Here is a 26852-nt window from a genome sequence, read left to right on the forward strand (position 1 = left end):
AAATGGCATTTCAACTTTTATTAAATTTCTTTTTGGCGTTCCTGTGGATGTTTTTAGAAGGTTCGTTTACAGTATCAAGCTTCATCATTGGTTTTTTTCTCAGTATGATCGTGGTTTTTGGAATGAGGCGTTTTCTTAGCGGACGTTTTTATATGTTCAGAGTTGTCGCGATTATTAAATTAACAGTCATGTTTATCTGGGAACTTATTAAAGCGAATTTTGAGGTTTTAGCCATTGTATTAAAACCTAAAATGGATATGAAACCTGGTATTTTCAAATATGATACCGCACTAAAGAAGGATTGGGAAATAACGCTTCTTTCTTTATTAATTACGTTGACTCCCGGCACGCTTGTCATGGATATCTCAGATGATAATGAAACGCTCTATATCCACGCACTCAACATACCAGACGTGAAGAGTGCCGTTTCATCTATTAAAGAAGGCTTTGAGAAAGCAATCATGGAGGTGAGCCGGTAATGTTAAATATTGTCGTATCGATCTCCCTAATTGCTGTCGCTTTATCCATGATTGGCATCGTTTACCGTGTGATTAAAGGACCTACCACTCCTGACCGGGTCATAGCGCTTGATTCACTTGGAATCAGTTTAATTTCAGTTATTGGACTTATTTCTGTTTTGATGCGGACCAGCGTCTTCCTCGAGGTCATTTTGCTATTGGGGATTTTAGCTTTTATTGGAACAGTCGCCTTTTCCAAATACTTAGAGAAAGGGGAGATTATCCAACGTGAGCGAGATCAATGAGTATATCATCATGTTCTTTATCCTTGTCGGCGCTTTTTTCAGTGTCGTAACTGCTATCGGGTTAATCAGGCTTCCTGATATCTACTCGCGAACGCATGCTGCTTCTAAAAGCGCCACACTTGGGGTTATGTGTATCTTAATAGGCACACTTCTCTTCTTTTGGACGGAAGAAGGACTCTTCAATTCCCGCGTAATCCTTGGCATCTTTTTTGTCCTGATTACAGCACCGGTTGGAGGACATCTAATCGCAAGAGCCGCATACAGCAGCGGAGTCAAGCTATGGGACAAGTCCATTCAGGACGACCTGGCAGATAAAGATGTTAAATTTGAAACGAAAAAAGAAGGATCCCGCCAATAAGCGGAATCCTTCTTTTTTAATGGTCATAAAGCATCTGTTCGACTGAACCATCACCCGTGTAAATAATCAGCTTGCCGTTATGTTTAGAAACATATGGCTTGGCTTTATCTTCTAACTTGCTTTTCGTGCTTTCCACAAAGATGGCCCGGTCTTTTCCTTTTTGCTTTAACTGCCAGCCATCTTTATGAGTGATAATCTCATACTCTGTTTGTTCTTGATCTGAACCCTGTACAGATTTTTCAGCACGATCTGTTGCAATCGCAATTACTCTGCTTTCGTCGTAATCTTCTTCTCTTAAAAGAGCATTGCCAATTTCAATCGCTTTACTGCGCACTTCAGAGTCTAAGTTTTTCCACGAATCCGGATAATCGTTTTTCGTCCAAGGCATGAAAATCACCCTTTCGATAAGATCGTTTTATATTTCCACGAAATGATCATTCTAAACTTATTTTTTCTCAACAACCGCGACCGTGCATCTCGATACACAAAGCAATTGTTCCTTCTCATCCACGATCTTAATTTCCCACACCATCGTCGTTCTTCCTTGATGAATCGTTTTGGCTCTCGCAGTAACGATGCCATCTTTTTTCGCTTTAATATGATTTGCATTAATTTCAAGACCAAAACAAGTATGTGTATCCAAATTTATCAAAGCGACAGAACCATAGCTTGCCACAGTCTCTGCAAGTGCAACTGAAGCACCGCCATGAAGATAGCCAAAAGGCTGTCTCGTTCTCTCATTTACTGGCATTGTTGCTACAACTTCTCCTTTACCAATAGAGACGATTTCAATGCCCAATGCTTCTAATAGTGTTCCCTTTGCATGAATATTTTCCACTGGCTTTCCCCTCTCCCTTACACTTTGTCTCCTTCATCTTGACAATTTGGATACAAAAAATCAAGAACTATACAAAAAAACCTGAGCGCATAGTGAGCGCTCAGGTCATGCAGATGAAAAATACTTTTATCGGTAGTAAGGATTATATGGACCTGGTCCAAAGCCTCCAGGCGGATATCCCGGTTGAAAACCAGGCTGAAAATATGGAGGCGGATATGGAGGATAATAAGGACGAGGGCGTACAAGTGCACCGCCAAGAGCCCCGCCAAGCAAGCCGCCTAAAAATGGAGCCACAAAAAATGGTGCTCCAATAAAACGGCCGCCCCCATAACCTGAACGATTATAGTTGTAAATAGGATAATTCGGCATTCTTCTCCCTCCTTCTTCTTTCCTTATATAAATATGTGTATAAAGAAAGAAGAGGTTGGGCATACGCTTGAATTGAGAAATCTGCCTACACTATAGAACCAAGGCTGCTATCCAGCCAAAAATAATGAGCGGAATATTAAAATGCATAAAGGTCGGAACACATGTATCCCAGATATGGTTATGCTGGCCATCTGCATTCAGTCCTGCTGTTGGTCCAAGTGTGCTGTCAGAAGCGGGAGAACCTGCGTCGCCCAGTGCACCAGCTGTTCCGATCAATGCGATGGTAGCAAGCGAACTGAATCCAAGCTGCGCCGCCAATGGAACAAAGATAACCGCAATAATCGGAATGGTGGCGAAAGACGATCCGATTCCCATCGTTACTACAAGACCGACCAACAGCATTAGAATCGCGGCGAGCGAACGGCTGTCGCCAATTATATTGGAAGCACCATTTACGAGATTTTCAACATCACCTGTCTCTGTTAAAATGGCAGCAAATCCATTTGATGCAATCATGACAAAGCCAATAAAAGCCATCATTTTCATGCCATCAGTCATCAACTGATCCTGATCCTTCACCTTTACGGTTCCGAAAATAAATAAAACAGCCAGCCCGACAACTGCTGCAAACACCATCGATTCAATGAAGGTCTGAACAGCCAGTGCGGCGATAATAGCAAGAACCGTTACTGCCAGGTCCTTGGTGCTGATCGCTGTTTCACCCACATGGTCCGTTGAACTGATAACCTTTTCCTCATATTGTCTTGGTTTACGGTAGGTCACAAAAACAGCAATCACTAGTCCGATCACCATTCCCGCTGTCGGAATAAGCATCGCTTGTGGGATCGTTGAAGCATCAATAGCAAGCCCGCTTAGTTCCATATTTTCTGCAATCGTATTATGAAAAATCTGTCCAAATCCGTACGGCAGCAAAATATAGGGAGCCGTCAATCCGAAAGTAATCACCGTTGCAATGAGTCGGCGGTCCAATTCAAGTTCATTCATCACCAAGAGAAGCGGCGGAATTAAAAGAGGAATAAAAGCAATATGAACGGGCACAACATTTTGTGATAAACAAGATATAAATAAAATGGCAAGTACAATTAAAACTTTAGGCAGTGCCTGTTTTCTTGATTCATCGTTTTTGCCTACAATTTTTACAATTTTATCAACCAGCAGCTTTGGCAGTCCCGTATACGAAATCGCCACTGCAAAACCGCCCAGCAAAGCATAGCTTAGCGCAATATTTGCCCCTGCACCTGCACCTTCAGAAAAAACGGTGACAAGCTCATCAATAGTAAGCCCCCCGATTAAACCACCTGCCAACCCTCCAATTACCAACGCAATCACAACATTAATCCGGAGCAGACTCAATACAAGCATAATTAAAACAGCAATAATAACTGCATTCAACTCAATCAACCTCACGATCTATTAAGGTACTCTTTACCATACTAAACAAGTAACGTGTTAAACCCTCCCATACATTATCAAACCCCATTGTATGTGTCAACGAAACCGTAAAAAGTCGGAATGTTTCTTCACATTCCCGAACAAAAGGGGCCAGACCCCTTTTGTTCGGGAATGTGAAAAAGGCTCCTAACAGGAGCCTTTTTCATCCATCATTCAACTTATTTATGTTTAAGCGAAAATTGTTCAATTAAAAGTGCCAGTGTGCGTGTCATAGCACCTGTTGCGCCTGCTGGCCCCAGGTGGTGAGCAGATTTTGTGGTAGCTGTTCCGGCAATATCAAGATGAACCCAAGGGGTCCCTTCTGCAAACTCACCAATAAATGCTCCTGCAAAAAGGGCATGGCCGTCTCTGCCTGGTGAATTATTGAGATCTGCTACTGGTGATTTCCGAACCCGCTTTTTATCTCCTTCTGTATAAGGCAGCTGCCAGATAAATTCCCCAGCTTCAGCAGATGCTTCAAGCACCTGTTCAAACAGTTCTTCGTTATTCGTCAGTGCCCCTGTTTTATCCAGTCCGAGTGCTACGATTACACCGCCTGTCAGTGTAGCAACATCGATAATATAGTTTGCACCGTGCTGCTTTGCGTAGGTTACCCCGTCAGCCAGAGCAAGACGGCCTTCAGCGTCTGTGTTTAAAATCTCAATCGTCTTGCCGCTTAAAGAAGTAATGACATCGTCCGGTTTAAAGGCTTTTGAACTGACCATATTGTCCGTAGCAGGAATGACAGCGACAACATTTTGTTCCGGCTGAAGACGTCCGATCACTTCCATCGCTCCAAGTACGGCTGCTGCACCACCCATGTCTGCCTTCATCCCAACGATTCCGTCTTTCGGTTTAATAGAATAACCGCCTGTATCAAACGTGATGCCTTTTCCGACAAGACCTAAGACATCTGTCCACTCTTCTCTTCCTTTATGCTTCAGCACGATCATTCTTGGCGGTTCAGCCGATCCCTGATTAACAGCGAGCAGTGCCCCCATTCCCACTGATTCCATTTCCTCTTTGCCAAGAATTTCACTTTCAAATCCGTATTTCTCGGCTAATTCAACTGCATAGTCTGCCATTTTGGTTGCAGTTAGCATATTCGCAGGCATATTTACTAAGGTACGGGCGGAGTTTGTTCCTTCTGCCAAAACAAATCCTACTTCTAAAGCAGCAGTCATTTCCTGAGCGTCTGCCTGAGTCCAAACAGCGAGAGTCTCGAGAGTCACTTCCGGTAAGTTGGACTTTTTACGATACCCTTCAAATTCATAGCTGGATAAGGTAATGCCTTCTGTTAACGCCTGACCTGCATCAGAAGCATCGATTCCTTCAGATAGGAAGGTATCCAGTGCTACAGAAACATTTTTAACCCGGCTTTCTTTTAACACTTTCCCAAGTACACCAAAGCTTTCACGCAAATCGTCTATTGTCAGCTCTTTTTGTTTGCCAAGCCCTACAAAAATAATGCGTTTTGCCATGCTTTTACCAAGCATCGGAAGCTTGGTAATTGTTTTTGCTTTCGTTGAAAGATCGCCTTCTTTTACAAGTGAAGTTAATTCTCCATCAAGCTCTTTGTTCAGCTCTTCATGCATTCCCTCAAATTGAGATGATTTATCCCATAATCCTACAACCAAATAATCATGTGAAGACTGAAGCGGACTTTCATTATGTACGAACCATTTCATTTCAAAACACCTCCACTATTTAGTATACCTAAAAATTCACACGATTTCGATTCACAGACCCCCCTCGAATAAATAACTGCTTGAAATATGTTATAATTATTCCAAAAGATTGAGTATTTGGAGTAGAGAGGGTGCAGTCATTTCATGGATTTATTTACAAACTTTCCGCTTTGGGCATCATTGTTTGCCATTATATTTGCTCAGGTAGTAAAAGTCCCTATTCAATTTATTGCATTAAGAAAACTTGACTGGTCACTCGTAACTTCGACCGGCAGCATGCCGAGTTCACACTCTGCCGCAGTGACAGCACTGGCAACAGCTATTGCGCTCGAGTCCGGATTGTCTTCCCCAGTCTTTGCATTGGCAACTGTTTTTGCCATTATCACCATGTTTGATGCAACAGGGGTACGGTTTCAAGCGGGCGAACAGGCTGTGGTAATTAACCAGCTGCTAAAGGACTTCAACAAATTTGTTTCTGAAGCAAAAGGATGGACTGAAAAAGATGAAGAAGAAAAAAGAAAAGAGCTGAAAGAGCTTTTAGGACATAAACCAGTTGAAGTATTTTTTGGTGGATTAACCGGCGTTCTTCTTACCTTATTGATTCACTTTATCTTAAACAGCTAATATTCCTGAATGGCAGGTGGATTTAGATGAGAATTGCATCACTTTGTCCAAGCAACACAGAGCTTTTGCATTATCTTGGATTAACTTCTTCTCTAGTTGGAGTTGATGATTTTTCTGACTGGCCAAAAAGCATCACACATCTGCCCAGACTTGGACCGGATCTGTCGATTAACATAGATCAGCTCGAAGCCTTGGAGCCTGACCTGATTGTAGCTTCACTGAGTGTTCCCGGTATGGAAAAAAATATAGAAGAACTGCAAAAAAGAAATCTTCCTCATATTGTTTTAAATCCCCAAAGCCTCGCTGAAATCGGGCAGGACCTGATGACACTGGGTAAAGCTGCTCATTGTGAAGATACGGCGGCACAGGTCCATTCACAATATGTTGATATACTGGAAGAATTCACAACTGCATCCCGTCTTGTCAACGATAATCCGAGTTTGTACTGGGAGTGGTGGCCAAAACCAGTTTTCACTCCCGGCTCTGTAAATTGGCTGACAGAAGTAAGCTTATTGGCGGGCGGTACTAATCTATTTAGTGACATCGAACTTGCAAGCATTCAAACAGATTGGCAGGATGTATTTGATCGCAATCCTGATCATATATGTCTGGCATGGGTAGGAGTCAGAAAAGAGAAAATTAAACCTGAACTCATTTTCAAACGGCCTCGTTGGTCGGAACTTACAGCAGTAAAAGAAAATCGGATTCATATTCTGGAGGAAGATCTTTACTGCCGGCCGTCGCCACGTTTAATAGAGGGGATCTGGAAGCTTGGAAGCCTGCTTCATCCTCAGCACTACAAGACGATTCAACTGCCTGAAATTTTTACATCATAATAAAACGAAGTGCAGCATTACGCCGCACTTCGTTTTATTTTGGTTCATTTAAAGAAAGGAGCTCTTTTTCACTAAAAGTACCTTCGCCTTCTTTAATCACATAAACTTCAACTTTTTGTTTGCCCCATTCATCAAATACTTCATCTACAGTGTCGTAATACAGATCAATGATGTTACCCTTAATGGCACTGCCGGTATCTGCTACCACTCCATAACCATAGCCCGGTATGAACAAAATTGAGCCGATTGGAAAAACTTCAGGGTCTGCTGCAATCGTGGAATACGTGTCTCTTACTACCTCCACGCCGGAAAATGTAATGCCGTATAGCTCGTCCCCAGGATTTTTACCTGTCGACTCTTCTCCGGCTGTATAACCTGTAGCGGTTACCTTTTTAGAAGGATAGTTTTCCATATAATTTGGCACTGTTTCAGGATCGCTTGTGCGTAATCGTTCGGCAATATAATTATGGGTGAAATCATTTTCCACCATCGTTTTTGTTTCAAGCATAAGATCCCGTTCTTCCAGCATTAATTCGGTTAATACGTCCACACGTTGCATCTTTTCATTCGGATGCTCGATCGCATAAGACTCTACCGGCTCTGCTGCAGCACTTGATGGAATATTGAGGATAACCATTGCTACTGCAAAAATCGTTACTAAGTGCGGGGCAAAATGAGTCCATTTAGTCAATTTGCTTTCACTCCTTCAAAACTAGTATTTCCCTAAATAGTAGAGTGCTAACCCTTTTTTGTGAAAATTATCCCATATGACATAATCTAAGATTGCAGATTTATTGTGCGAGCAGAGTAGCTATGCGGTTTTTAGGCATTAAAAAAAGCTCCACCTGTTTGGGGAGCTTTAAAACATTCGGTAACCATTGGCGCGCAGCCATCTCATTACTAGTCCTGCAATGATGGCACCTGCCATACCAGCAGACAATATTAAAATGTCAGCAGTAGCTAGAGATGTAAATCGATTTCCCAGTCCTGAAAAGGACTCACCAGGAGAACGAAAATATTGAATAAATCGAACTTCATCTACAATCAATATGGTAATAACCGGATAGATTACAGCCATAATCCATGTCATACGCAGCAGCATATTTAATAAAAATCCGATGCCAAAAAACAGCACCAGGAAAAGAAGCATCGAAATTAATAATTGAGCAATTCCAAATGTCCCCAAACGACACACCTCCACATTCACTTCAACAGTCTACCTTATTTAAACGACAGGTGCAATAAACCAAAGGGATAATTCATTCAGTTGTCACAATAATTGCCAATACCTTGTCCCTCAATGCTTTGAATCGAGTAAATCCAAGCTGCATTCAATCGTTTGTCCTCATCCAAATAACAGACCTTTATGATATTTTTCACACAAAAAAACCCAGATCAGTAAACCGGTCCGGGTTGTGCATTTTTACTTGTTGTCACTGCGCTATTTTTTTCCGTTGCCTCCACATGACGGGCATGTTTCTGAACCGCCTAATCTTAATTGAAAGTAGCCTAGTCCAGAACAATATTCACATGATTTATTAGTATTGCGTTTTGTTTTATCCATAAGGAGCATCCCCTCTCTGATGTGGTTGAGAGTAACTATAGCATGCACCTGCAAAAAGTGAAAAGCGCCAAATAAGGCAGAATTCGTTCATGTAAGCGAATACATATAGCCTTTTACTCTGATTTTCTTTAATTATCAGAAAATTTAGAACTGTGAGGATATTTCATTATTTGTTCACATCTTTTGGTGAAATCATCCTAAAAAAAGATGATAAGCGGTGTAGTTAAAGTGATCTCCCGGATTTGTCAGAGAGCATTTTTTCAAGCCTTGTGAGCGCATATGCTGAATCATGGAAGGGATCATTTGTGATACGTAAGTTTCTTTTTCCAGCTCAGCAGTCGTCATCCATTGAACTGCCGCGATTTCCCCCTCTTGTGCTTGAAGAGGGTTATTTTCTTTCTTGCAGAACAGGGAAAAAATAATCAAATTATCACTGATGTCCCCTCCAATGACCCCGCTTCTAAGGCCAATGACTTCTCCGATTTCTGCAGTCACACCCGTTTCTTCAAAAACTTCCCGCTGAGCTGCCTGATCCGCCGTTTCACCAGCTTCTAAAAATCCTGCCGGTAAAGACCAAACACCCCTTAGGCCTCCGTATTTCTTTTTCACGACCAGCCATTCCCCTTCATCGTTTACCACCAGTCCGGCTGCTGCAAGCCAGACATTTCCTCTGTTTTTTTTCATATAATTAAACTCCCTACCCATCATCTTTTATATTTTTATCTGAGCCCGTTCTTTTGTGATCCAGGTCCAAGTGCCAGGTCCTTCTTTTTTCTAGAAAAAAAAGAGCTGCAGAAGCAGCTCTCTATATTATAATATATTAAGTTTTCCTTTTTTGAAGACAAGTCCAGGTCCGCCAAGGATCAGCAGTGCGCGGTTATCAATCACTTTTTTCATAATAGCTGCGCGTTTACCTGTAATTTTTCTGCCGAATACTTCTCCGATTGCTTCGTTTCCGCCTAAAGAACACACTGTTCCTTTTAAGTCAGGTGCAAACGGCTCAAGTTCTTCCCCTTTTAGCAGTGCAGTAAGGTTATGAGCAATATGTGCTCCCTGCTGCATAGCAATTTGAGCAGTTGGAGGGAACGGGCGGTCATTTTCAGGGTTGATCATCAATGCACAGTCACCAACGATAAACACATTGTTATGGCCAGGTGCGCGAAGATCTGGATCGACTTTTATACGAGCACGCATATTTTCAAATCCAGCTTTTTCAATAATCGGGTTCCCTCTGACACCGGCAGCCCATACAACAGTATGCGATTTGATTTCTTCAAACAAATCTTCATCTTTTTTAATTTTTACGCCTTCTGGAGTTGCTTCAACTACAGGCGTTCCAATTGAAAACTCAATGCCTTTGCTTTCAAGATGTGATACTGCATAATCCACAAGCTCTTTATCGAATCCAGGAAGGACCATTGGAGCTGCTTCTACGCATAAAATACGAACAGCTTTTGGATCGATATCGTATTCAGCACAAAGTTCAGGAACACGCTCTCCAAGCTCGCCAAGGAATTCGATTCCTGTAAAACCTGCTCCGCCAACGACAATGGTCAATCTCGATGGATCTTTAACTTCTTCCATGCTGTAAGTTGCAAATTGATATTCAATATGCTCACGGATTTGACGCGCTGCTTTAACATTCGCAATAGAGAAAGCATGTTCTTTTAAACCAGGAATGCCGAATGTTTCGCCTTCAAATCCTAAGCCTACTACCAAATAGTCGTAAGCAATTTCAGATTTGTCTGTAATGACTTTTTGAGCAGCTGTATCAATGTTTTCAACGCTTGCTTTAATAAAGTTTACCTTCCCTTTATCCAAAACACCGTCAATATCATATCTTACTTTATCATGGTGCATTGTTCCTGCTGACGCTTCGTGCAACCAGGTTGTTTCATAATGGTAATCATTTTTATTTACTAAAATAATATCTGCATTGTCTGCACTCACCAGTTTTTGCAGCTTTGTAATTACGGATAATCCTCCGTATCCTGCTCCTAGTACGACTACTGTAGGTCTCTTCACTTGGATCACTTCCACCTTTACATTATATTGCGATGGTGTTTGAGGCGCCATCGCGAAGCCCGTATTTATAAAGTTTGTGATAATATTCACGAATGAGAATAGCAAACTACTCTCGTGTTTCTATGGTTCGCATAGTATCTTACACAATCATAGTCCTTTTTTGTCAAGTTTTCAAGGTTTATGATGGAAATCAGAATACTTAATCAGGCTTTTTTGTATCGTATAGACGGAAATTTTTCAAAGTACAGCGGTAAAGTAGGCTTTAAAAAAAGAGTATGGTAAAATACTCTAAGTGTAAAAGTTAATTCAACGCAAGAAATCAGCCCTTTAAAGAAGCTGATTTCATTTAATGGAGGGATTAAGAATGAAAGAAGATACGAAGATTTATGATATTACCGTAATTGGCGGGGGCCCAGTTGGTCTGTTTACAGCTTTTTACGGCGGCATGCGCCAAGCCAGCGTTAAAATAATTGAAAGCCTTCCTCAATTAGGCGGACAGCTTTCAACTTTATATCCGGATAAATATATTTATGATGTAGCAGGATTTCCAAAAGTCCGCGCTCAGGAGCTGGTAGATAATCTTGAAGAACAGATGTCACGGTTCGAAACAACAGTCTGCTTAAACCAGGAAGTTGTTAATGTAGAGAAACTGGAAGATGGAACATTCACATTGACGACAAATGGTGAGATTCATCACACACGCACCATCATCATTACAGCAGGAAATGGTGCATTCCAGCCAAGAAAACTGGATCTGGATGGGCTTACAGATTTTGAAAATAATAATCTTCATTACTTTGTGCCAAATCTGGACGAATTTAAAGGCCGTAACGTCGTTCTATGCGGCGGCGGAGATTCTGCAGTAGACTGGGCACTTATGCTAGAACCAATTGCTGCTTCTGTCACACTTGTCCACAGAAGAGACAAATTCCGTGCACACGAGCATAGCGTAGAACAGCTGATGAATTCCGGTGTCAATATTATGACGCCTTACACACCAATAGGCTTTGAAACACTTGAAGATCAAATTAAATCATTAACTCTTCAAAAAGGTCGCGAAGAAGAAACCGTTACAATAGACCTTGATGATCTTCTAGTTAACTATGGCTTCATTTCATCACTGGGTCCAATCAAAAACTGGAGCCTGGATATAGAAAAGAATTCAATTGTGGTTAATTCACGTATGGAAACCAATGTACCAGGAATTTATGCAGCAGGCGATATCTGCACATATGATGGTAAAGTTAAGCTGATTGCCTCTGGTTTTGGTGAAGCACCGACTGCTGTAAATAATGCAAAAGCTTCAATTGATCCAAAAGCACGTGTTCAGCCAATGCACAGTACGTCCATGTTTGAGTAATCATCTAGTTTAGGACATCACATGTCGGGTAAATAATAATAAATATATTTATTTGAAAGGTGATGTCCTATGCATGTATTAGTAATTGGAGCAAACGGAACAACCGGTACAATGGTTGTTGAAAAGCTTGCAAAAAGCGAGCAGCATTTAGTGAAAGCCATGATTCGCAAAACGGAACAGGCCTCTAAAATGGAAGAGCTCGGGGCAAGACCCATCATTGCAGATTTGGAGAGTGAATTTGACTACGCCCTTGAGGATGTAAACGCAGTAATCTTTGCTGCAGGCTCAGGTCCTGACACCGGTGCAGACAAGACCACTGCAGTTGATGAAGAAGGAGCAAAAAAAGCGGTTGATTATGCAAAAGAAAAAGGAATCGAACGCTTTATCATGCTAAGCTCTGTAGGAGCGGATGACCCATCTGTTGCCTCAGACAATGAAACGTTCCACCACTATCTGCAGGCCAAGCACAATGCCGATGAGCATTTGAAGCAAAGCGGTCTCGATTATACCATTGTTCGTCCGGTGGGACTTGAAGATGAGCCTGCTAAAGGAAAAATTACGGCAAGTAAAAGTCTTGCAAACAAAAAAGGAACCATTACGCGTGAAGATGTGGCCACTGTGCTGGTTGAATCCCTTTTGATCGACGGACTGAAAAACATGTCCATTGAAATTGAGAACAGTGACGAAAGTGACATTGTTCCTGCTTTGGAAAAATTATAAGTTAAATAAAATGTAAAAACCCAGGACTGAAACGAATTTCAGTTCTGGGTTTTTATCTTCTCTGCTTTTTTACTTAATCAGCTAACTCTTTTTAAAACCAAGGGAATTTATTTCCTATTGTATTTTTTGTTAAAACGTTCCACTCTGCCGCCCTTATCAGCAAATTTCTGTTTACCTGTATAAAAGGGATGGGTATCTGAGCTGACTTCCACCTTTAATAGCGGATACGTATTTCCATCCTTCCACTCGATAGTTTCTTCAGATCTTTTTGTAGAACCAGTTAAAAATGAAAAGCCGCTATTTGTGTCAAGAAAAACGACTTTTTGGTAATCGGGATGAAGACTTTTTTTCATGATAAATTCCTCCAATTCAAATCGTAATAATTACGATTTATAAATTATTCATTTATTAAATCATATCTCTATTTTTTTGGCAAGAATAATGCGTAGGAAAAACTCATTCATTTATAATGTGATTTTAAAATTAAAGTAGAAACCAGGAAAATAACTTCATTAGAGTCCGAAAGCTGTTCAGCTTACACCAAAAAATTAACCCTTGCCCCACTATAAGGTATATAGTTGAAAAAAAACCTGAGACGCATTCAATACGTCGCAGGTCTTTTAAGCGTTAAGCGTTCATTTAGCAGTTTTCCGGTGTACCTTTTTTAGTAGCTGTTGTAAAGGATGAGCCGCATCCGCAAGAAGCAATCGCATTCGGATTTTCAATTGTAAATCCGCCGCCCATTAAAGATTGTTTATAGTCAATTTGGGTACCTCTTAAGATGTCTGCATCTTCTGCTTTTACCAGCACTCGAATGCCGTGATGCTGTTCTTCGCGATCGTCGGAAGCAACATCATGCTCAAAGCCCATGCCATAAGAAAGGCCGCTGCAGCCGCCGCCTTTAACCGCTACCCGAAGAAAGGCGTTTTCTTCTTCAGCTTCTTTCATCATATCTTTCACCTGAAGCGCAGCAGCTTCGGACATTGTAATTACCTGTTCCATTTTAGCACCTCCGTAAATTGATTCGTATATGTAGTATAGCTTCTTCACCCTCGAGTCTCAACCATTTGGATTTTTTCTTCCTTTAAAATAAAAAAACACCCTGAAGATAGACTGGTTTACCGGTCTGTTTTTCAGGGTGCCTATAAAATCAGAATTAATTAGTATTAAAACATTGGGTTTTCTTCTAAATAAACATAAATTTCTTCAACAAGCGCTTTAGGAGTATCCGCTTCAACAATGTCTCCATTTACCAGAGCAAAATGAGACGCTGCACATTTTCCGCAGTAACCAAGACAGCCGTACTCAATGACATCAAGATTGGGATCACGCTCTAATTCTTCGAGGGCTTCCTGTGAACCGCTTGCTAAGTTGCTTATGCAAAATTCTATAATTGGTTTCATTAATTGTCTCACCTCACACTACCTATTCATGCTACCTTTTTTCAGTTAAACCGTCAATCATTTGAATTCAGGCTTTAATAAACACTCATTACAAAGTTTGTGAAGGAATTCTCTTATTATTATTGTACAATCGTCCTTATTCCGCTATACTTTTTTTATAAATACAAACGTTATGTACACGTTAATGAAGCGAATAAGCCTCATATTGAAAGTGCTTACGCTGACAAATGCTGATTGCAAAGAGAGGGTTACTATGAAACAGTTAGTTCTGCTTGGCGGAGGATACGGCAACATGAGAGTGCTGCTGCGTTTACTGCCTAACCAATTGCCCAATGATGTGGAAATCACTTTAATTGATCGTACGCCTTATCACTGTTTAAAAACTGAATATTATGCCTTAGCTTCCGGAACCATATCGGATCAGGAAGTTCGTGTATCGTTTCCTGAACATGAAAGGCTCAATATGAAATACGGCAATGTAACAAAAATAGATACGAAAAAAAAGCATGTTTTATTAGAGGATGGTTCCTTTGTCGATTATGATGATTTAGTCATAGGGCTTGGATGTGAAGATAAGTACCATAACGTACCTGGAGCAGACGAATATACTCACAGTATCCAATCCATTTCCAAGGCAAGAGCCACCTATGAAAAACTGTCTAACCTTCCATCCGGTTCTGTAGTCGGAGTCGTAGGTGCGGGATTAAGCGGCATCGAGCTGGCAAGTGAATTAAGAGAAAGCAGAAGTGATCTTACGATTAAGCTCTTTGACAGAGGCGAACGCATTCTTCCTGCTTTCCCTGTAAGGTTAAGCAATTATGTTCAAAAGTGGTTTGATGCCAATAATGTAGAAATTGTCAGCAACTCCAATATTACAAAAGTTGAACCCAATAAGCTGTTTAACCACGAAGAGACCATCCCTGTAGATGTTTGTGTATGGACAGCAGGTATTCAGCCTGTAGAAGTTGTCCGCAGTCTTCCAGCTGAAAAAGATGCCTCCAACCGGATTGTCCTGACACAATATCACAATCTCCCTGCGGATGAACATGTCTATGTAGTTGGCGATTGCGCAAGCCTTCCATTTGCGCCAAGCGCCCAGCTTTCTGAGGAGCAGGCAGAGCAGATCGTCAAAGTCCTGCTGATGCGCTGGAAAGGTGAACAGCTCCCTGCTCAGATGCCAAAAATCAGTTTGAAGGGTTTTATGGGCTCCCTCGGCAAAAAGCATGGCTTCGCCTATCTTGGTGACCGGACAATTACCGGAAGAATTGCCCGACTCATGAAATCAGGCGTTTTATGGATGTATAAATACCATAATGGCTAAATTTATCACGCTCATATATTTGAGCGTGTTTTTTCATATTTTTTGTGTTGACAGCTTTAGGCAATGTCACCTTATTGGACATCTAACATAGACTAGAAGGAACCGGGTAGGAATTCTTAACCCTATGTTTTAGCGTAGAATATGACAAAACCCTTACCACATTTAAGCAGTAAGGGTTAGCTAGTCGATCGTATTGAATAGCACCAATTTCAGGCGAAATTAGCTTAATTCAGATGAAATGATCAATTTTCATCATCCTAATTTCAGCATAAGTTGTGCCAAAAGTTGAATGGCAGCTTGAACCACAACATCAATCTGTACTTCTGTTTGTCTGACAGTAATGCCATCAGAATCTACGATAGCAACAGTTTGTGCTTGGTATTGGCTAACATCCAGTGACTGAGCTATTTTTTCCAGCTTTTTCAGATCTCCTGAGTTTTCACCTGATCCAAGTATAACGATCGCAGCTTCAATAGCAGCTTGCAGGGAAGCTTGCACCAGCAACAATCCCTGAACTTCAGTTTGTGTCACATCTACATTGTGAGAATCACGAATATATAAACCTTGGTATTCTGACTGAGAAACATCAATAGTATTACTAGGTTTACTTGTATATTTTTCCTTTTCCATTATTCCACCCCCTCATAAAAAATTGCCTTACCCTTTAAAATATTCATTTAAGAGAGGGTTGGTATAGACAGATAGATTAGTTATTTATTTTTAATAGAATAGTGTATTAAGAATACTTTTTTTACTGTCATTTGGATTCCGCATCTTCCAGCAGGCAGACGAGGATTTTTTAATTGCTCGTTTCATCGTGATCAGCAATCTGACCAATGGTTGATAAAGGGTATTAAAAGTGAGATTTGTCTTAAAACTTTTTGAACGGGGACGTACTTGATCAGTTTCTTGATAAGTTTAATTCCTCTGAGGTTTAGATGATGACTGCGAAGTATATACATAGAAACATGTATTTTCGGGATGTATACCATAATGAAGAAGACGCTTCCGGCCACAGCCGGTCTATATGAAGATATTGAGTAGACTTGATACGCGTAGAGGTATAAGAAGTGTAAAGCTTTTAAAATAATCTGCAATAATCAAAAGCATAGGATCTACTATTTATAATAGGTTTTTCAAAATTAAACTTGCTTTCATTTTAATTGATCTGAAATCGATCCGATACAAGGTGTGGAACGGGTGGTATGAATATACAAGTGCCAATTAACCTGCCGCCAAACGTCATGAAGCATATTATGTATTCTAAAGGATAAAATCTACCCGTAAAGGATCATACTATTTATGTAAATGACAGCAAACAAAAGGTACTTGACCATCCCGCATTGACTGCTTGCTGTGGTTTTAAATGATTCGTCTTTTATAGGCAAACAAGCAGGAATGGTCTTTTCATTTTACTCTTTTTTTCATTTGTTTTTTTCTCAAGCTATTGCACGGCTCTTTCCTTTTTGCTGACTAAGGGAACGGAAGAAAGAATATTTCGGTAAGAAAACGTTCGGCGGGTTTTTCTGAGGTAGCAATAAGCGACCATGGAATACTCATTCAGTTCAAGAATTCTTATTTTTCTGTGACTGATCTCATTGCGGTCTGAAAGATAAATCATTTCAACAACAAGATTTTGTTCCATTGCCCTTAAAAAATGATGCTTTTTCATCTTCTTCCCCCCTTTACTCTATTATAGAACAAATGTTCTCTTTTTATAACTGAAAATTACTTCCTTTTTATCCTCAATTATTTTTTCGTATTTATTATATCCTCGAGCAGGAGCGGACAAAATAAAAAAGAACAATCATGATTCCCGATTGTTCTTCTGATTCCTTTATTCTTTTGAAATGTAATGAACAAACTGATTAAGCAGTTCCGCCTCCCCGGTAATGACGATAGCTGGCAGCAGGATTAAAGTGGCGACGACCGCCAAATTGGATAAAAAAATAATTTTAAACGTTTTTTTAAGCACTTTCATTGAGTCATCACCTTTTCTTATTGAAAAATAGACGATCTCAACATGATATGCTCACTTTTTTAAAACATTCCACTACTATTTACTTAGTGGAATGTTCTTTATTTTCATCCGGAGCTTTATAGCCATACTTTTCAAATTCACCAAAAACAGCTTTTAGCCTTGGATTCCCCTCTCCCACAATGCGGTCCTCGATCAGAACAACCGGATAAAATAAATCCTCTTCTTCCATTTTTTCAATGAACGCAGTTTTTTTCTTATCCTCATGTACTTGATTTATATCCACATATTCCATTATGAAGGCCTGATTGGGAAATTTCCGTCCAAGCGCGGCCTCAAGCCATTCGTATGTTTCTTTTGATGACGGAGCACCGACACAGCTTGGACAAATCGTTTCGGCACCATAGACAGTGACAGTAACAGGTTTAACTAACATACAGACACTTCCTTTCAATTTTAAACAAATGAATCAATCTGGATGGATTTTTTTCTTCATCCTTATTATAATAGAAGGTAGGAAAGGAGTCGATTCGAATGACAGAAGTTGAAATGAAAGATTCGGTTCAGGAAGTTCTTGATAAACTTCGTCCATTCCTTCTTCGCGATGGCGGAGACTGTGAATTGGTAGACGTAGAAGATGGTATTGTGAAACTCAGACTTCTTGGTGCTTGCGGCACATGCCCAAGTTCGACGATTACTCTTAAAGCAGGGATTGAACGTGCTTTGCTTGAAGAAGTTCCCGGCGTCGTTGAGGTAGAACAAGTATTTTAATTTGAACGGCATATAATGCAAGTGGCACTTATTCCACTTCTTATACACTTAAAGCCCCTCGCGCTGATGCGGGGGGCTTTAAGTCGGTTTCTAATCGTTATTGAACTTTCGTTACCGGTTCACTGCCTGTCAGAACGCGGGCTATATTTGTTGCACAAAGTTCCATCATCGTTCTTCTTGTTTCGACTGAAGAGCTTCCGATATGCGGTACAGCCGTAACATTTTTCATGGATAACAACGGATGCGAAACATCAATGGGTTCTTTTTCAAAAACATCAAGTCCCGCTCCTGCAATCTCTCCATCCTGAAGTGCTTGAATCAATGCTTCTTCATCTACGACGGGTCCTCTGCCTGCATTAATTAAATAAGCTGAATTCTTCATGCGGGAAAATTCTGCCGTTCCAATCATCCCTCTTGTTTCCTCAGTTAAAGGAGTCAGACAAACAATAAAGTCAGACTCTGCCACTAGCTCGTCAAGTGTACGATAAGATGCATGCAGCTTGTCTTCCGCTTCCTGGTTTCGGGAGCGGTTATGATACAGGATATTCATATCAAAGCCCCTGGCTCTTTTGGCGACGGCTTCTCCGATTTCGCCCATGCCAATTATACCAATCGTTTTATGATGAACATCACTGCCTGCCAGTAAATACGGAGACCAGGACTGCCAGTTTCCCTGCTTTATGTAGTCTGCTGATTCAACGATCCTTCTTGCTGTAGCCAACAAAAGAGAAAAAGCAAGATCAGCCGTTGTATCCGTCAGGACGTCAGGGGTGTTGGAAATAATAATGCCTCTTTCAGCTGCTGATTTAACATCAATATTATCGTAGCCAACAGCAAGATTTGCCACGATTTCAAGCTCAGGAGCCTGTTCAAAAAGCTCTTCATCTACCTGGTCAGATAACATCGTTAAAAGAGCGTGACTATCTGCCGCATGTTTCAGCAGTTCCTCCCGTGGACAGACCTGATCTTCATAAGGCCAAACCTCCACTCGAAACTTAGAAGACAGTTCACGTATCACTTCTTCTTCAATTTTTCGAGTAATAAATACTTTTTTCATCACGCTTCGCCTCTTCCTAAAGAATGTCCCACTCTGATAAAGAAGTGATTGAAAAAGTAGGCTGTTTTTCCATCGTCATCAGAATATCTTTCGTTGTTACGCCAGTATGCACAATAATGGTGTCCATTCCAACGTTTAGACCAGCTGTGATGTCGGTATCATAATTATCTCCGATCATGGCAACCTCTTCTTTAGGAAGGCCGAGCACCGCTAAAGCCTGTTCCATAATGATGGCTTCAGGCTTGCCGATAAATATTGGCTCTGTCTGTGTAGAAACAGTAATGACTGAAGTAAGTGATCCGTTCCCGGGCAGTAACCCCCGCTCTGTTGGTATGGCGATATCTCCATTCGTTGAGATGAATTTTGCACCGCCGCGGACAGCCAGACAACCAAGAGCCAGCTTTTCATACGTAATGTCCCGGTCGAGGCCGACTACCACATAGTCTGGAGATTCTGTTACAAGCTCCATCCCTTTTTCCTCTAGGGCCTGTCGGATTCCCTCGCCGCCAATCACGTAGATGGAAGCATCCATCTTTTCCTGGGAAATAAATGCCGCGGTTGCCATAGAAGTCGTAAATACCTGATCATTTGTCACCGGAACATCGAATTTTGTCAAATGGTCTGCTACTTGATCAGGTGTTTTTGAAGAATTATTTGTAACGAATAAATACGGAATTCCACGCTCATGGAGTTTTTTTACAAAATCGACTGCCTCCTCAATGGGCTCAGTCCCTCTGTACATTGTTCCATCCAAATCGATTAAATATCCTTTATAAGCTTTCAATTTCAAACATCCTTTCTACCGTCAAACCCCAAATAATTTTAAATAATGCGTGTTTATTTGTACGTTTCGTCCTATTAATTTTTAAAGGCGGAAACAGGTCCCAATTCCGTTTCTAAATACTTTCTGATACTTCCGGGAAAGTGGTTTACAGCCGGCATTGAGTCTTCAAGTGACAGGATTACTTTCCCATGATCCACTTTCATATATTCCTGTACCAGCTGTTTTCTTACCTGGATCAGATTTTTTAATAGCGGGGTCATTTCCTTTGCTACTACTTTTTCATCATCAAGAATATCAATAATATCATCGTAGCTGCCTGGATCACGCATGATAAACCCATCAATCATGCTGTTGCCAACATCCAGAATGCTTTCAATGATCATGTGGACGGTTCGCTCAAGAGCTAACTTTTCTGTTTCGGTTTCCCAGGAAAGCTGATGATTAAAAAAGGCGGTCTTTTCTTCCAGATAGACAAGCGTCTGCTCAATTTTTTCACGATCAACAAAATACATTGGCTTTCACTCCCCATGCACAATTTATCCTTCATTAGTTTAACACAACTTTCACGATCCTCTAAAAAGGATCCATACTGCGGCAATAGTAAAACAGCTTTTTTGGGACAAACTATAAAAAAAGGAGGGTGCGAACGTGACAAAAAACGAAGAATACAGTGACTTTTCCAACGTTGAAGTCGGACGGGAATATCTTATACCTGAAACCTTGCCCGAAGGTCCCTACGGTTCACCACGCGGCAAATATACATTGGTCCGCAATAAATCAACACCTTGGCGGAAAGGTCAGCGCTATTACAGTGCGTTTAATTATGAAAACAAGGGTCTGCACGAAGACATTCCAAGAGCAGTACCGGGCTCGCATATCCCTTAATGTTAGAAAACGAAAAAATGACCCAGCTGCAGGTCATTTTTTTATCTCTACCTTCTTGATAACAAAGTAAGGACAACCAAAATTACAATATTCGAACAAATAATCCTTAACGGTCGAAATTTTTGTGTCAAACGATGATTTTTGATTTTGATCATCAAAAAATCCTTTTAATCGGAGCTGTCCATATCCCCAATCCCCTACAATAAAATCATATTTATGGAGAATTTCGCTATACCTTCCCTCAAACGCTTCCTGGTCAAAGGCCTCGCGAAAATCATCGACTATTTCATAGGACTGATTTTGAACAGTAATCATTTTTCACACCACCCTTGCTTTTCAAACTGATACATTCATTATACCGTAAAAACCATCATTTACTATGATAAAATACCGCCTCCTTTGGAGAACCTATACATAAGGAGGCGATGTGGATGAAAAAGCATGCTGCATTTTTACTGGCAGGGGCGTTTACACTTGGTGCTTGTTCAATGCCAGATACCCCATCAGTTGAAACAGACATTGAACAATCTGCAGCAGCAGACACAGTTGATGAAATAGATACTACGGAAAATAATTTTGGTTTTTCAACAAAAGTGGCAAACCCTAATGACGGGGAAGGCGAAAACGATAATATCGCCTATAAAATGAATCTTCAGGTAGCTGCAGATGCCATAAGCAGATTCAGCGCATCATTGCCCGGCATTGAAAATGTTTCAACCGTTGTCACGGATGAAGAAGTTCTCATATCTTATCAGGTAGCCCAGGATTATGACCATGAGATGGACCCAAATGAAATGGCAGATCAAGTTAAGAAAAACGCTTTATCCGTCATTCCAAGATGGTATCACGTTTATGTTACAGATGACCCAAATCTCCGCGTAAATGTAGAGAGCATAGGCGAAACGAATTTAAATGATGGTGATATGGAGGACGCTATTGCTTCAACCATAAAATTGATGAGAGAAGCTTCTCCACAAGGCTATCCTATTGATGAAGGCGAAAATGCAAATGGAGAAACAAAAGATGAAGAAAACGATATGGCGGAAGAAGAAATTGACCTAGCTCCAGCAGCTATGGATGTTCCGTCAGCAAAATCAATGAATGCTTAATGGTGTTTTATTGACTTAAAGACAAAGTGAAAGCAGCAGAGTTTATTCTGCTGCTTTTCATTATTTTGCCTGTTCTGCTTTTTCACCCTGTGCCTGACGCTCACGTGATGCCGCGTTCACCTGCTCGTCCGCATGATAAGAAGAGCGTACTAGAGGGCCTGCTTCACAATGCTTAAAGCCTTTGCCCATCGCGATTTTTCGCAATTCTCCAAATTCAAGCGGCGTATAATACTTAATAACAGGAAGATGTTTTTTGGTTGGCTGCAGATACTGACCGATCGTCATAATGTCCACATCATTCGCACGAAGATCATCCATCGTTTGAATAATTTCTTCTTTTGTTTCTCCAAGTCCAATCATAAGACTCGACTTTGTGGGAATATCAGGCTGAAGTTCTTTTGAACGCTTTAACAGTTCCAGCGAGCGGGCGTATTTTGCTCTTGCCCGAACTCTTGGCGTTAAACGTTCAACTGTTTCGATGTTGTGATTTAAAATATCAGGACGGGCATCCATCAAGGTTTTGATGTTTTCATAAATACCTCCCATATCAGACGGAAGAACTTCTACAGTGGTAAAAGGATTTTTTCTTTTAATCGCGCGTACGGTTTCAGCGAAAACCTCTGCTCCTCCATCCTTCAAGTCATCTCTGGCTACTGCTGTTATAACAGCGTGCTTTAAATTCATCATGGCAACAGAATCTGCTACTCTTTCCGGCTCAGCCAAGTCAAGTTCCGTTGGAAGACCCGTTTTAATAGCACAAAAACGGCAGGCGCGTGTACAGACATCTCCAAGTATCATAAAAGTAGCTGTTCTTCTGATTCCCCAACATTCATGAATATTCGGACATTTTGCTTCTTCGCAAACCGTATGAAGATTATTCTCCCTCATCATTTTCTTAAGGCCAGTATAATTTTCGTTCGTGTTTAATTTAATTTTAAGCCACTCAGGCTTTCTTAAATAACCATCTTTGGTTTTTGTACTCATTTAATTCTCTCCCATCTAATAGGTTCAAGGGTCCTAACCCGTTCGAAGAATTCGACAAAAAAATGAAAATATGTAAATCATTCTGACAATGTCACTTTACCACACTAACTGGCTGAAAACAAGGGAACTTAAGGGTTTCCGGCACTTCGCAAACCTTGTTAAGGAAGTTCTGTGACAAAAAGAATCAGGCAATATACAACAATTTCACAGAGGAATTTTAGGGGCATCAGAGCACATATAAAAACCAGAACTGAAAAACAATATCGTTTTTCAGCCCTGGTTGCAGATGAACAAGTTATTGATCAGCCTTTGCATAATTCACGCTGACTTTTTGGACACTTTAACGGCATTTGCAATACTAGCCGCCAGACCTCCCCATAAGAGGGTGATTCCCACAATCATCATAAAGATTGCACTAGCTGTCATTGTATAATCCCCCTTTAATCTTTCTCGTTAAATGTCGCATGGTGTTTGCTCCATTTTCCTAAAGAGAACAAAATTCCTGCTATTAGTGCTGCGGCCGCAACCGCTACACCGCCATATAGAATAAATTCTGTGGCATACCCTTCATAGTTTCCGGTATCATTATCAAATTCCTGCAGAATATTCTGTTTCAGCAGTCCAAACATCATGAAACCAAGAACAATTGGTGTCACAACGCCGAGACAGATTTTCCACCAAAGACCGAGACGAATGTCTGAAGTCAGATTAGCATGAGACTGCAATGTATCCGCTTTTCTAAGAATCCACACTACCATAATGACTTCAACCAGTCCGACAGCTGCCACACCAAATTGGTTAATGTAGTAATCTGCTACATCTAAGAAGAACAGGCCTCCCTGTGTCGCAAACAAGATCGAAATCGTTGCTGCAAGTCCCCCACCAATAATAACTGCTTTGTTCCGGCTGACACCGAATTTTTCTGTCACACCTGCTACGTAGGTTTCCGTAATAGACATTAGGGAAGTTAATCCGGCAAGTGTTAAAGAAAGGAAGAACAGCACGCCGAAGAATCCGTTAAAGCCAGGAAACTGGTTAATAATTTGAGGGAAAACTACAAATGCAAGACCAACGCCTGCATCTGCTACTTCCGCAACCGGTACTGAAAGCTGTGTCGCCATAAAGCCCAACGCTGCAAAAACCCCGATTCCTGCAAGAAGCTCAAAGCCGGAATTTGCAAATCCTGTAATAAAGGCATTGTTCGTAATATCTGATTTCTTAGGCAAATAGCTTGAGTACGTAATCATGATGGCAAAGGCTATTGATAAACTAAAGAAAATATGACCATAAGCCGCTACCCATACAGCCGGGTTCATAATCTGATCAAAATCAGGCTGGAAAAATGCATTTAAACCTGTAGCAGCACCCTCAAGTGTTACAGCACGCACCACGATGATCAAAAATAAGATGACAAGAGTAGGAATGAAAATCCTGTTTGCAATTTCAATTCCTTTTTTAACTCCTTTAAGAAGAATTCCAAGAGTAATGACCCAGACAAGAACTAATGGAATAAAAACGCCCCATACGATTCCTCCTGTTTCACCAGGCGCAACTTCAGTCAGCTGAAGGAAATCAGCTTGAAGAAAGCTCCCGGTGTCTTCCCCCCACGCCTGGTCAAAGGAAAAAATGGTATACCGCATGGCCCATGCGATAATGACCGCATAGTAGGTAGAGATAACAAAGGCGACAAATACTCCCCACCAGCCGAGCCATTCTGCTTTTTTTCCCCCTGCTCTGAAAAAGGACAGCGGGGCAGATCCACGGTACTTATGACCGATCGTAAATTCCATGATTAAAATAGGGATACCAGCTGTTAAAAGTGCAAATAAATATGGAATTAAAAAAGCTCCGCCACCATTTTCGTAAGCTACATATGGAAAACGCCAAATATTTCCTAAACCAACTGCAGATCCAACTGCGGCTAAAATAAATCCTGCACGTGTTCCCCATTGTTGACGACCCATTTTTATCCCTCCCGTTAAACTTCCATTGAGACTAGGAAGTTTTTGTATATTCAGATTATTGCTCCTAATCTAAAAATAGTATAGCACTTGATGCCTAAATGTAAAAGAACTATTTATTTTTATTTAATTAGTATATTGATATACAGAAAATTAATAAGTAAACACTATTTCTAAAGGAATCTTTTAAATGTAACAGTATTCTTTACATACTTTATACATAGATGAATATAAGAATGACAGCATCAAAAGTCCCTTCTTCATACACTGCCTAAATTTGCACAAACTGCAAAAAAAACCTGCCGGAAGACTCCGGCAGGTTCTTTTTACTTAACTAGATTTAAGCTTCTGTTTCATTCGCTGAAACTACTCTTTTCTTATCAGGATTGCGTCCCATGATCAGGCCAAATGCAGCGAGAAGCAGAATCACAAGTCCAAGCGCCATCCAGGTATTTCCTGTAAAACCAAGCAGAATATACCCGGCAGCAGCAATTACTGCCCCCGTTACTGCATAAGGAACCTGTGTAATAACATGATCAATATGGTTACTTCCTGCACCAGTTGAAGACAGGATTGTCGTATCTGAAATAGGAGAGCAATGATCTCCAAACACAGAACCAGCAAGAACCGCAGCAAGGGCAGGGAGAAGAAGTGAACTATCCGTGCTCACAGCAATGGTCCCTGCAATCGGAAGAAGAATACCGAACGATCCCCAAGATGTTCCTGTAGAAAATGCCATGACGCCTGCAACTAAAAAGAGCAGCACGGGAAGCCAGGCAATATCCATATTAGATTCTGTAACAGCGTTGGCGAGAAATTCACCTGTTTCAAGTTCTCCGATGAGTCCTACAATCATCCAGGCAAAAACAAGAATATAGATGGCAGGCAGCATGGATTTGACGCCCTCTTTTAAGGCCATAAAAAACTCAGCACCGCCAATTTTAGTTGATCGCTTCATTTGGCGTATAAAGAAGCCAATCGAAACAATGAGACCTACTGAAGCACCCCACACAAGGGATTTTGCAACATCGGTGTATTCAAACATTTGCAGAAGTGAAGCTGAGCCGCCATTTTCTTCGCTATACAGCTGACTGCCTGTCCACATCATGGATGCTACTGTTCCAATTACCAATGCAATGATCGGCCAAATTAGGTCTCCCACTGTGCCGTGGCTGCTTGTGGGCAGATCATTTTTTAATTCTCCAGGGATATCTTTCGTTTCATCGTACACTTTGCCTGTTTCGATCGCACGATTTTCATGCTTTCTCATTTGGCCAAAATCAACCCCGCGGAATGCCACAATAAAGACGATTCCAAGAGCCGCCCAGACGTAAAGGTTCATCGGCACCATCTGCATAAAAGCAGAGAATGCTGTGTATTCTGTGATCGCATGTTCTGATAATATTCCACCGATAACAGCGATAATATAAGCACCCCAGCTTGATATAGGGGAAATCACACATACCGGCGCGGCAGTCGAATCAATTAGGTACGCAAGCTTCGCGCGGGATACACGGTGACGGTCTGTAAGCGGCCGTGCCACCTGACCTACCGCGAGCGAGTTAAAGTAGTCATCGATAAAAATGATTACGCCTAAGCATGCGGTCAACACCTGTGCACCTGAGCGTGTTTTTACCCGCTTCATAGCCCACTCCCCAAATGCTCTTGCTCCTCCTGAAATATTAATAAATGCGGTTATGACTCCAAGAATTAATAAGAATAAAATGATAAAAATATTCCAGAGATTTAATTCTCCGTCTGACCAAAATACACCGCTGAATGACGCCCATAGTTTTTCAAACGTACCTAAAAACGAAAAATCAACGAGCAGCAGCGCAGCTGTAATGATTCCTGCTCCTAAAGAGAGCAGTACTCTTCTTGTAAGTACCACCATTGCAATCGCAATAATTGGCGGCAAAATCGAAAACCATGTTCCTTCCATAATGTCCTCCTTGTTCTTGACAGGGTATCTTGAGGGCAATCGTTCCAAAAACGCAAAAAA

Annotated in this window: 36 protein-coding genes; 11 read left to right on the plus strand and 25 right to left on the minus strand. The window is 41.1% G+C overall.

The window, feature by feature from the left end; genetic code table 11:
- Positions 1–2 precede the first annotated feature (2 nt).
- From KR50_RS15340 to mnhG, 3 genes are read left to right on the plus strand one after another with little or no spacing between them, the layout of a single operon-like run.
- On the plus strand, positions 3–479 hold the full coding sequence (locus KR50_RS15340) for a Na+/H+ antiporter subunit E (RefSeq protein ID WP_041060693.1): 477 nt from the start codon (positions 3–5) through the stop codon (positions 477–479).
- Positions 479–763, plus strand: coding sequence for a Na(+)/H(+) antiporter subunit F1 (locus tag KR50_RS15345; protein WP_041060696.1), 285 nt, complete (start codon positions 479–481; stop codon positions 761–763). Before KR50_RS15340 ends, KR50_RS15345 begins: the two co-directional genes overlap by 1 nt.
- Positions 747–1121: a monovalent cation/H(+) antiporter subunit G gene (gene mnhG / locus KR50_RS15350; protein WP_084215633.1), complete on the plus strand. Its 375-nt coding sequence runs from the start codon at positions 747–749 to the stop codon at positions 1119–1121. The genes KR50_RS15345 and mnhG overlap by 17 nt, the downstream gene beginning before the upstream one ends.
- Before the next feature lie 16 nt (positions 1122–1137).
- Here mnhG and KR50_RS15355 read toward each other — a convergent pair whose 3' ends face one another.
- From KR50_RS15355 to KR50_RS15375, 5 genes are all read right to left on the minus strand, one after another.
- Positions 1138–1509 carry a DUF2188 domain-containing protein gene (locus KR50_RS15355; protein ID WP_041060699.1) on the minus strand — a complete coding sequence of 124 codons (372 nt, stop codon included), beginning with the start codon at positions 1507–1509 and terminating at the stop codon, positions 1138–1140.
- 57 nt (positions 1510–1566) lie between these two features.
- A complete protein-coding gene (locus KR50_RS15360; RefSeq protein ID WP_041060938.1) occupies positions 1567–1950 on the minus strand; it encodes a hotdog fold thioesterase in 384 nt (127 codons plus the stop codon).
- A 135-nt stretch (positions 1951–2085) separates the two neighbouring features.
- Positions 2086–2328, minus strand: a complete 243-nt coding sequence (locus KR50_RS15365) for a hypothetical protein (RefSeq protein ID WP_052477155.1) — start codon at positions 2326–2328, stop codon at positions 2086–2088.
- Positions 2329–2418: 90 nt separating this feature from the next.
- Complete coding sequence (locus tag KR50_RS15370; protein ID WP_041060702.1) at positions 2419–3741, minus strand: Na+/H+ antiporter family protein; 1323 nt, start codon at positions 3739–3741, stop codon at positions 2419–2421.
- A gap of 218 nt (positions 3742–3959) precedes the next feature.
- Entirely contained in the window at positions 3960–5468 is a 1509-nt protein-coding gene (locus tag KR50_RS15375) for a leucyl aminopeptidase (RefSeq protein WP_041060705.1), read from the minus strand.
- Positions 5469–5612: 144 nt separating this feature from the next.
- On the opposite strand from KR50_RS15375, the gene KR50_RS15380 reads away from it, so the two are divergent.
- Positions 5613–6092, plus strand: a complete 480-nt coding sequence (locus KR50_RS15380; RefSeq protein ID WP_041060707.1) for a divergent PAP2 family protein — start codon at positions 5613–5615, stop codon at positions 6090–6092.
- Between the two features lie 26 nt (positions 6093–6118).
- Complete coding sequence (locus KR50_RS15385) at positions 6119–6928, plus strand: cobalamin-binding protein (RefSeq protein ID WP_041060711.1); 810 nt, start codon at positions 6119–6121, stop codon at positions 6926–6928.
- Between the two features lie 34 nt (positions 6929–6962).
- On the opposite strand, the gene KR50_RS18830 is transcribed toward KR50_RS15385, so the two are convergent.
- The 5 genes from KR50_RS18830 to KR50_RS15405 form a co-directional block, all read right to left on the minus strand.
- A complete protein-coding gene (locus KR50_RS18830; RefSeq protein ID WP_269746101.1) occupies positions 6963–7619 on the minus strand; it encodes a 3D domain-containing protein in 657 nt (218 codons plus the stop codon).
- 168 nt (positions 7620–7787) lie between these two features.
- The gene (locus tag KR50_RS15395; RefSeq protein ID WP_041060712.1) at positions 7788–8114 is read right to left on the minus strand and encodes a YuiB family protein; all 327 of its coding nucleotides are present in this window, start codon (positions 8112–8114) and stop codon (positions 7788–7790) included.
- Positions 8115–8369: 255 nt separating this feature from the next.
- Entirely contained in the window at positions 8370–8492 is a 123-nt protein-coding gene (locus KR50_RS18655) for a YuiA family protein (RefSeq protein WP_198134267.1), read from the minus strand.
- Between the two features lie 192 nt (positions 8493–8684).
- Positions 8685–9176 carry an NUDIX domain-containing protein gene (locus KR50_RS15400; protein WP_052477156.1) on the minus strand — a complete coding sequence of 164 codons (492 nt, stop codon included), beginning with the start codon at positions 9174–9176 and terminating at the stop codon, positions 8685–8687.
- Between the two features lie 126 nt (positions 9177–9302).
- Positions 9303–10517, minus strand: a complete 1215-nt coding sequence (locus KR50_RS15405) for an NAD(P)/FAD-dependent oxidoreductase (RefSeq protein ID WP_041060718.1) — start codon at positions 10515–10517, stop codon at positions 9303–9305.
- Positions 10518–10881: 364 nt separating this feature from the next.
- On the opposite strand from KR50_RS15405, the gene KR50_RS15410 reads away from it, so the two are divergent.
- Both KR50_RS15410 and KR50_RS15415 read left to right on the plus strand, forming a co-directional pair.
- Entirely contained in the window at positions 10882–11877 is a 996-nt protein-coding gene (locus tag KR50_RS15410; RefSeq protein WP_041060721.1) for an NAD(P)/FAD-dependent oxidoreductase, read from the plus strand.
- Positions 11878–11946: 69 nt separating this feature from the next.
- The gene (locus KR50_RS15415; protein ID WP_041060723.1) at positions 11947–12597 is read left to right on the plus strand and encodes an SDR family oxidoreductase; all 651 of its coding nucleotides are present in this window, start codon (positions 11947–11949) and stop codon (positions 12595–12597) included.
- 107 nt (positions 12598–12704) lie between these two features.
- On the opposite strand, the gene KR50_RS15420 is transcribed toward KR50_RS15415, so the two are convergent.
- The 3 genes from KR50_RS15420 to KR50_RS15430 form a co-directional block, all read right to left on the minus strand.
- Positions 12705–12950 (minus strand): type B 50S ribosomal protein L31, encoded by a 246-nt coding sequence (locus KR50_RS15420; RefSeq protein WP_041060726.1) that lies wholly within the window; start codon positions 12948–12950, stop codon positions 12705–12707.
- Positions 12951–13236: 286 nt separating this feature from the next.
- Positions 13237–13599: a HesB/IscA family protein gene (locus KR50_RS15425; protein ID WP_041060729.1), complete on the minus strand. Its 363-nt coding sequence runs from the start codon at positions 13597–13599 to the stop codon at positions 13237–13239.
- 164 nt (positions 13600–13763) lie between these two features.
- Complete coding sequence (locus KR50_RS15430) at positions 13764–14000, minus strand: YuzB family protein (RefSeq protein WP_041060732.1); 237 nt, start codon at positions 13998–14000, stop codon at positions 13764–13766.
- A 253-nt stretch (positions 14001–14253) separates the two neighbouring features.
- On the opposite strand from KR50_RS15430, the gene KR50_RS15435 reads away from it, so the two are divergent.
- Positions 14254–15321, plus strand: a complete 1068-nt coding sequence (locus tag KR50_RS15435; protein ID WP_041060735.1) for an NAD(P)/FAD-dependent oxidoreductase — start codon at positions 14254–14256, stop codon at positions 15319–15321.
- Between the two features lie 252 nt (positions 15322–15573).
- Here the strand turns inward: KR50_RS15435 and KR50_RS15440 are convergent, their stop codons facing one another.
- From KR50_RS15440 to KR50_RS15450, 4 genes are all read right to left on the minus strand, one after another.
- Entirely contained in the window at positions 15574–15951 is a 378-nt protein-coding gene (locus KR50_RS15440; RefSeq protein WP_041060738.1) for a spore coat protein, read from the minus strand.
- 814 nt (positions 15952–16765) lie between these two features.
- Positions 16766–16993 carry a hypothetical protein gene (locus KR50_RS15445; protein WP_041060741.1) on the minus strand — a complete coding sequence of 76 codons (228 nt, stop codon included), beginning with the start codon at positions 16991–16993 and terminating at the stop codon, positions 16766–16768.
- Between the two features lie 165 nt (positions 16994–17158).
- Entirely contained in the window at positions 17159–17302 is a 144-nt protein-coding gene (locus KR50_RS18575; RefSeq protein ID WP_156969542.1) for a hypothetical protein, read from the minus strand.
- A 79-nt stretch (positions 17303–17381) separates the two neighbouring features.
- The gene (locus KR50_RS15450; RefSeq protein ID WP_041060744.1) at positions 17382–17735 is read right to left on the minus strand and encodes a YuzD family protein; all 354 of its coding nucleotides are present in this window, start codon (positions 17733–17735) and stop codon (positions 17382–17384) included.
- Positions 17736–17833: 98 nt separating this feature from the next.
- Between KR50_RS15450 and KR50_RS15455 the strand changes: the two genes are divergently transcribed.
- Positions 17834–18070 (plus strand): NifU family protein, encoded by a 237-nt coding sequence (locus KR50_RS15455; protein WP_039810717.1) that lies wholly within the window; start codon positions 17834–17836, stop codon positions 18068–18070.
- 97 nt (positions 18071–18167) lie between these two features.
- Here KR50_RS15455 and KR50_RS15460 read toward each other — a convergent pair whose 3' ends face one another.
- From KR50_RS15460 to KR50_RS15470, 3 genes are all read right to left on the minus strand, one after another.
- Complete coding sequence (locus tag KR50_RS15460; protein WP_041060747.1) at positions 18168–19127, minus strand: 2-hydroxyacid dehydrogenase; 960 nt, start codon at positions 19125–19127, stop codon at positions 18168–18170.
- A gap of 16 nt (positions 19128–19143) precedes the next feature.
- The gene (locus KR50_RS15465) at positions 19144–19911 is read right to left on the minus strand and encodes a TIGR01457 family HAD-type hydrolase (RefSeq protein ID WP_041060749.1); all 768 of its coding nucleotides are present in this window, start codon (positions 19909–19911) and stop codon (positions 19144–19146) included.
- Between the two features lie 74 nt (positions 19912–19985).
- On the minus strand, positions 19986–20423 hold the full coding sequence (locus KR50_RS15470) for a DUF86 domain-containing protein (protein ID WP_041060751.1): 438 nt from the start codon (positions 20421–20423) through the stop codon (positions 19986–19988).
- A 136-nt stretch (positions 20424–20559) separates the two neighbouring features.
- Between KR50_RS15470 and KR50_RS15475 the strand changes: the two genes are divergently transcribed.
- Positions 20560–20796: a hypothetical protein gene (locus tag KR50_RS15475; RefSeq protein WP_041060944.1), complete on the plus strand. Its 237-nt coding sequence runs from the start codon at positions 20560–20562 to the stop codon at positions 20794–20796.
- Positions 20797–20829: 33 nt separating this feature from the next.
- Here the strand turns inward: KR50_RS15475 and KR50_RS15480 are convergent, their stop codons facing one another.
- Complete coding sequence (locus KR50_RS15480) at positions 20830–21111, minus strand: YutD family protein (RefSeq protein WP_041060753.1); 282 nt, start codon at positions 21109–21111, stop codon at positions 20830–20832.
- 116 nt (positions 21112–21227) lie between these two features.
- Between KR50_RS15480 and KR50_RS18055 the strand changes: the two genes are divergently transcribed.
- Complete coding sequence (locus KR50_RS18055; protein ID WP_052477157.1) at positions 21228–21905, plus strand: YhcN/YlaJ family sporulation lipoprotein; 678 nt, start codon at positions 21228–21230, stop codon at positions 21903–21905.
- Positions 21906–21965: 60 nt separating this feature from the next.
- Here the strand turns inward: KR50_RS18055 and lipA are convergent, their stop codons facing one another.
- From lipA to KR50_RS15500, 4 genes are all read right to left on the minus strand, one after another.
- Positions 21966–22889, minus strand: a complete 924-nt coding sequence (lipA, locus tag KR50_RS15490; RefSeq protein WP_041060755.1) for a lipoyl synthase — start codon at positions 22887–22889, stop codon at positions 21966–21968.
- Between the two features lie 318 nt (positions 22890–23207).
- A complete protein-coding gene (locus KR50_RS18580) occupies positions 23208–23315 on the minus strand; it encodes a MetS family NSS transporter small subunit (RefSeq protein ID WP_156969543.1) in 108 nt (35 codons plus the stop codon).
- Between the two features lie 14 nt (positions 23316–23329).
- Positions 23330–24853: a sodium-dependent transporter gene (locus KR50_RS15495; protein WP_041060756.1), complete on the minus strand. Its 1524-nt coding sequence runs from the start codon at positions 24851–24853 to the stop codon at positions 23330–23332.
- Positions 24854–25190: 337 nt separating this feature from the next.
- The gene (locus KR50_RS15500; RefSeq protein ID WP_041060758.1) at positions 25191–26792 is read right to left on the minus strand and encodes a Na+/H+ antiporter NhaC family protein; all 1602 of its coding nucleotides are present in this window, start codon (positions 26790–26792) and stop codon (positions 25191–25193) included.
- Positions 26793–26852: the final 60 nt, after the last annotated feature.

Origin of the sequence: Jeotgalibacillus campisalis, assembly GCF_000829515.1 — a bacterium.
Classification (GTDB): Bacteria; Bacillota; Bacilli; order Bacillales; family Jeotgalibacillaceae; genus Jeotgalibacillus; species Jeotgalibacillus campisalis.

What these genes read in the sequence shown, in the direction of transcription:
- KR50_RS15385 (WP_041060711.1), top strand. Translation starts at nt 6,119, where the DNA reads ATGAGAATTGCATCACTTTGTCCAAGCAACACAGAGCTTTTGCATTAT.
- KR50_RS15440 (WP_041060738.1), bottom strand. Translation starts at nt 15,951, where the DNA reads ATGGAAAAGGAAAAATATACAAGTAAACCTAGTAATACTATTGATGTT.
- KR50_RS15375 (WP_041060705.1), bottom strand. Translation starts at nt 5,468, where the DNA reads ATGAAATGGTTCGTACATAATGAAAGTCCGCTTCAGTCTTCACATGAT.
- KR50_RS15495 (WP_041060756.1), bottom strand. Translation starts at nt 24,853, where the DNA reads ATGGGTCGTCAACAATGGGGAACACGTGCAGGATTTATTTTAGCCGCA.
- KR50_RS15470 (WP_041060751.1), bottom strand. Translation starts at nt 20,423, where the DNA reads ATGTATTTTGTTGATCGTGAAAAAATTGAGCAGACGCTTGTCTATCTG.
- KR50_RS15420 (WP_041060726.1), bottom strand. Translation starts at nt 12,950, where the DNA reads ATGAAAAAAAGTCTTCATCCCGATTACCAAAAAGTCGTTTTTCTTGAC.
- KR50_RS18055 (WP_052477157.1), top strand. Translation starts at nt 21,228, where the DNA reads ATGAAAAAGCATGCTGCATTTTTACTGGCAGGGGCGTTTACACTTGGT.
- KR50_RS18575 (WP_156969542.1), bottom strand. Translation starts at nt 17,302, where the DNA reads ATGAAAGTGCTTAAAAAAACGTTTAAAATTATTTTTTTATCCAATTTG.
- KR50_RS18655 (WP_198134267.1), bottom strand. Translation starts at nt 8,492, where the DNA reads ATGGATAAAACAAAACGCAATACTAATAAATCATGTGAATATTGTTCT.
- KR50_RS15425 (WP_041060729.1), bottom strand. Translation starts at nt 13,599, where the DNA reads ATGGAACAGGTAATTACAATGTCCGAAGCTGCTGCGCTTCAGGTGAAA.
- KR50_RS15435 (WP_041060735.1), top strand. Translation starts at nt 14,254, where the DNA reads ATGAAACAGTTAGTTCTGCTTGGCGGAGGATACGGCAACATGAGAGTG.
- lipA (WP_041060755.1), bottom strand. Translation starts at nt 22,889, where the DNA reads ATGAGTACAAAAACCAAAGATGGTTATTTAAGAAAGCCTGAGTGGCTT.
- KR50_RS15445 (WP_041060741.1), bottom strand. Translation starts at nt 16,993, where the DNA reads ATGAAAAAGCATCATTTTTTAAGGGCAATGGAACAAAATCTTGTTGTT.
- KR50_RS15340 (WP_041060693.1), top strand. Translation starts at nt 3, where the DNA reads ATGGCATTTCAACTTTTATTAAATTTCTTTTTGGCGTTCCTGTGGATG.
- KR50_RS18580 (WP_156969543.1), bottom strand. Translation starts at nt 23,315, where the DNA reads ATGACAGCTAGTGCAATCTTTATGATGATTGTGGGAATCACCCTCTTA.
- KR50_RS15400 (WP_052477156.1), bottom strand. Translation starts at nt 9,176, where the DNA reads ATGAAAAAAAACAGAGGAAATGTCTGGCTTGCAGCAGCCGGACTGGTG.
- KR50_RS15460 (WP_041060747.1), bottom strand. Translation starts at nt 19,127, where the DNA reads ATGAAAAAAGTATTTATTACTCGAAAAATTGAAGAAGAAGTGATACGT.
- KR50_RS15450 (WP_041060744.1), bottom strand. Translation starts at nt 17,735, where the DNA reads ATGTTAGTTAAACCTGTTACTGTCACTGTCTATGGTGCCGAAACGATT.
- KR50_RS15500 (WP_041060758.1), bottom strand. Translation starts at nt 26,792, where the DNA reads ATGGAAGGAACATGGTTTTCGATTTTGCCGCCAATTATTGCGATTGCA.
- KR50_RS15380 (WP_041060707.1), top strand. Translation starts at nt 5,613, where the DNA reads ATGGATTTATTTACAAACTTTCCGCTTTGGGCATCATTGTTTGCCATT.
- KR50_RS15415 (WP_041060723.1), top strand. Translation starts at nt 11,947, where the DNA reads ATGCATGTATTAGTAATTGGAGCAAACGGAACAACCGGTACAATGGTT.
- KR50_RS15430 (WP_041060732.1), bottom strand. Translation starts at nt 14,000, where the DNA reads ATGAAACCAATTATAGAATTTTGCATAAGCAACTTAGCAAGCGGTTCA.
- KR50_RS15345 (WP_041060696.1), top strand. Translation starts at nt 479, where the DNA reads ATGTTAAATATTGTCGTATCGATCTCCCTAATTGCTGTCGCTTTATCC.
- KR50_RS15355 (WP_041060699.1), bottom strand. Translation starts at nt 1,509, where the DNA reads ATGCCTTGGACGAAAAACGATTATCCGGATTCGTGGAAAAACTTAGAC.
- KR50_RS15365 (WP_052477155.1), bottom strand. Translation starts at nt 2,328, where the DNA reads ATGCCGAATTATCCTATTTACAACTATAATCGTTCAGGTTATGGGGGC.
- KR50_RS15455 (WP_039810717.1), top strand. Translation starts at nt 17,834, where the DNA reads ATGACAGAAGTTGAAATGAAAGATTCGGTTCAGGAAGTTCTTGATAAA.
- KR50_RS15410 (WP_041060721.1), top strand. Translation starts at nt 10,882, where the DNA reads ATGAAAGAAGATACGAAGATTTATGATATTACCGTAATTGGCGGGGGC.
- KR50_RS15480 (WP_041060753.1), bottom strand. Translation starts at nt 21,111, where the DNA reads ATGATTACTGTTCAAAATCAGTCCTATGAAATAGTCGATGATTTTCGC.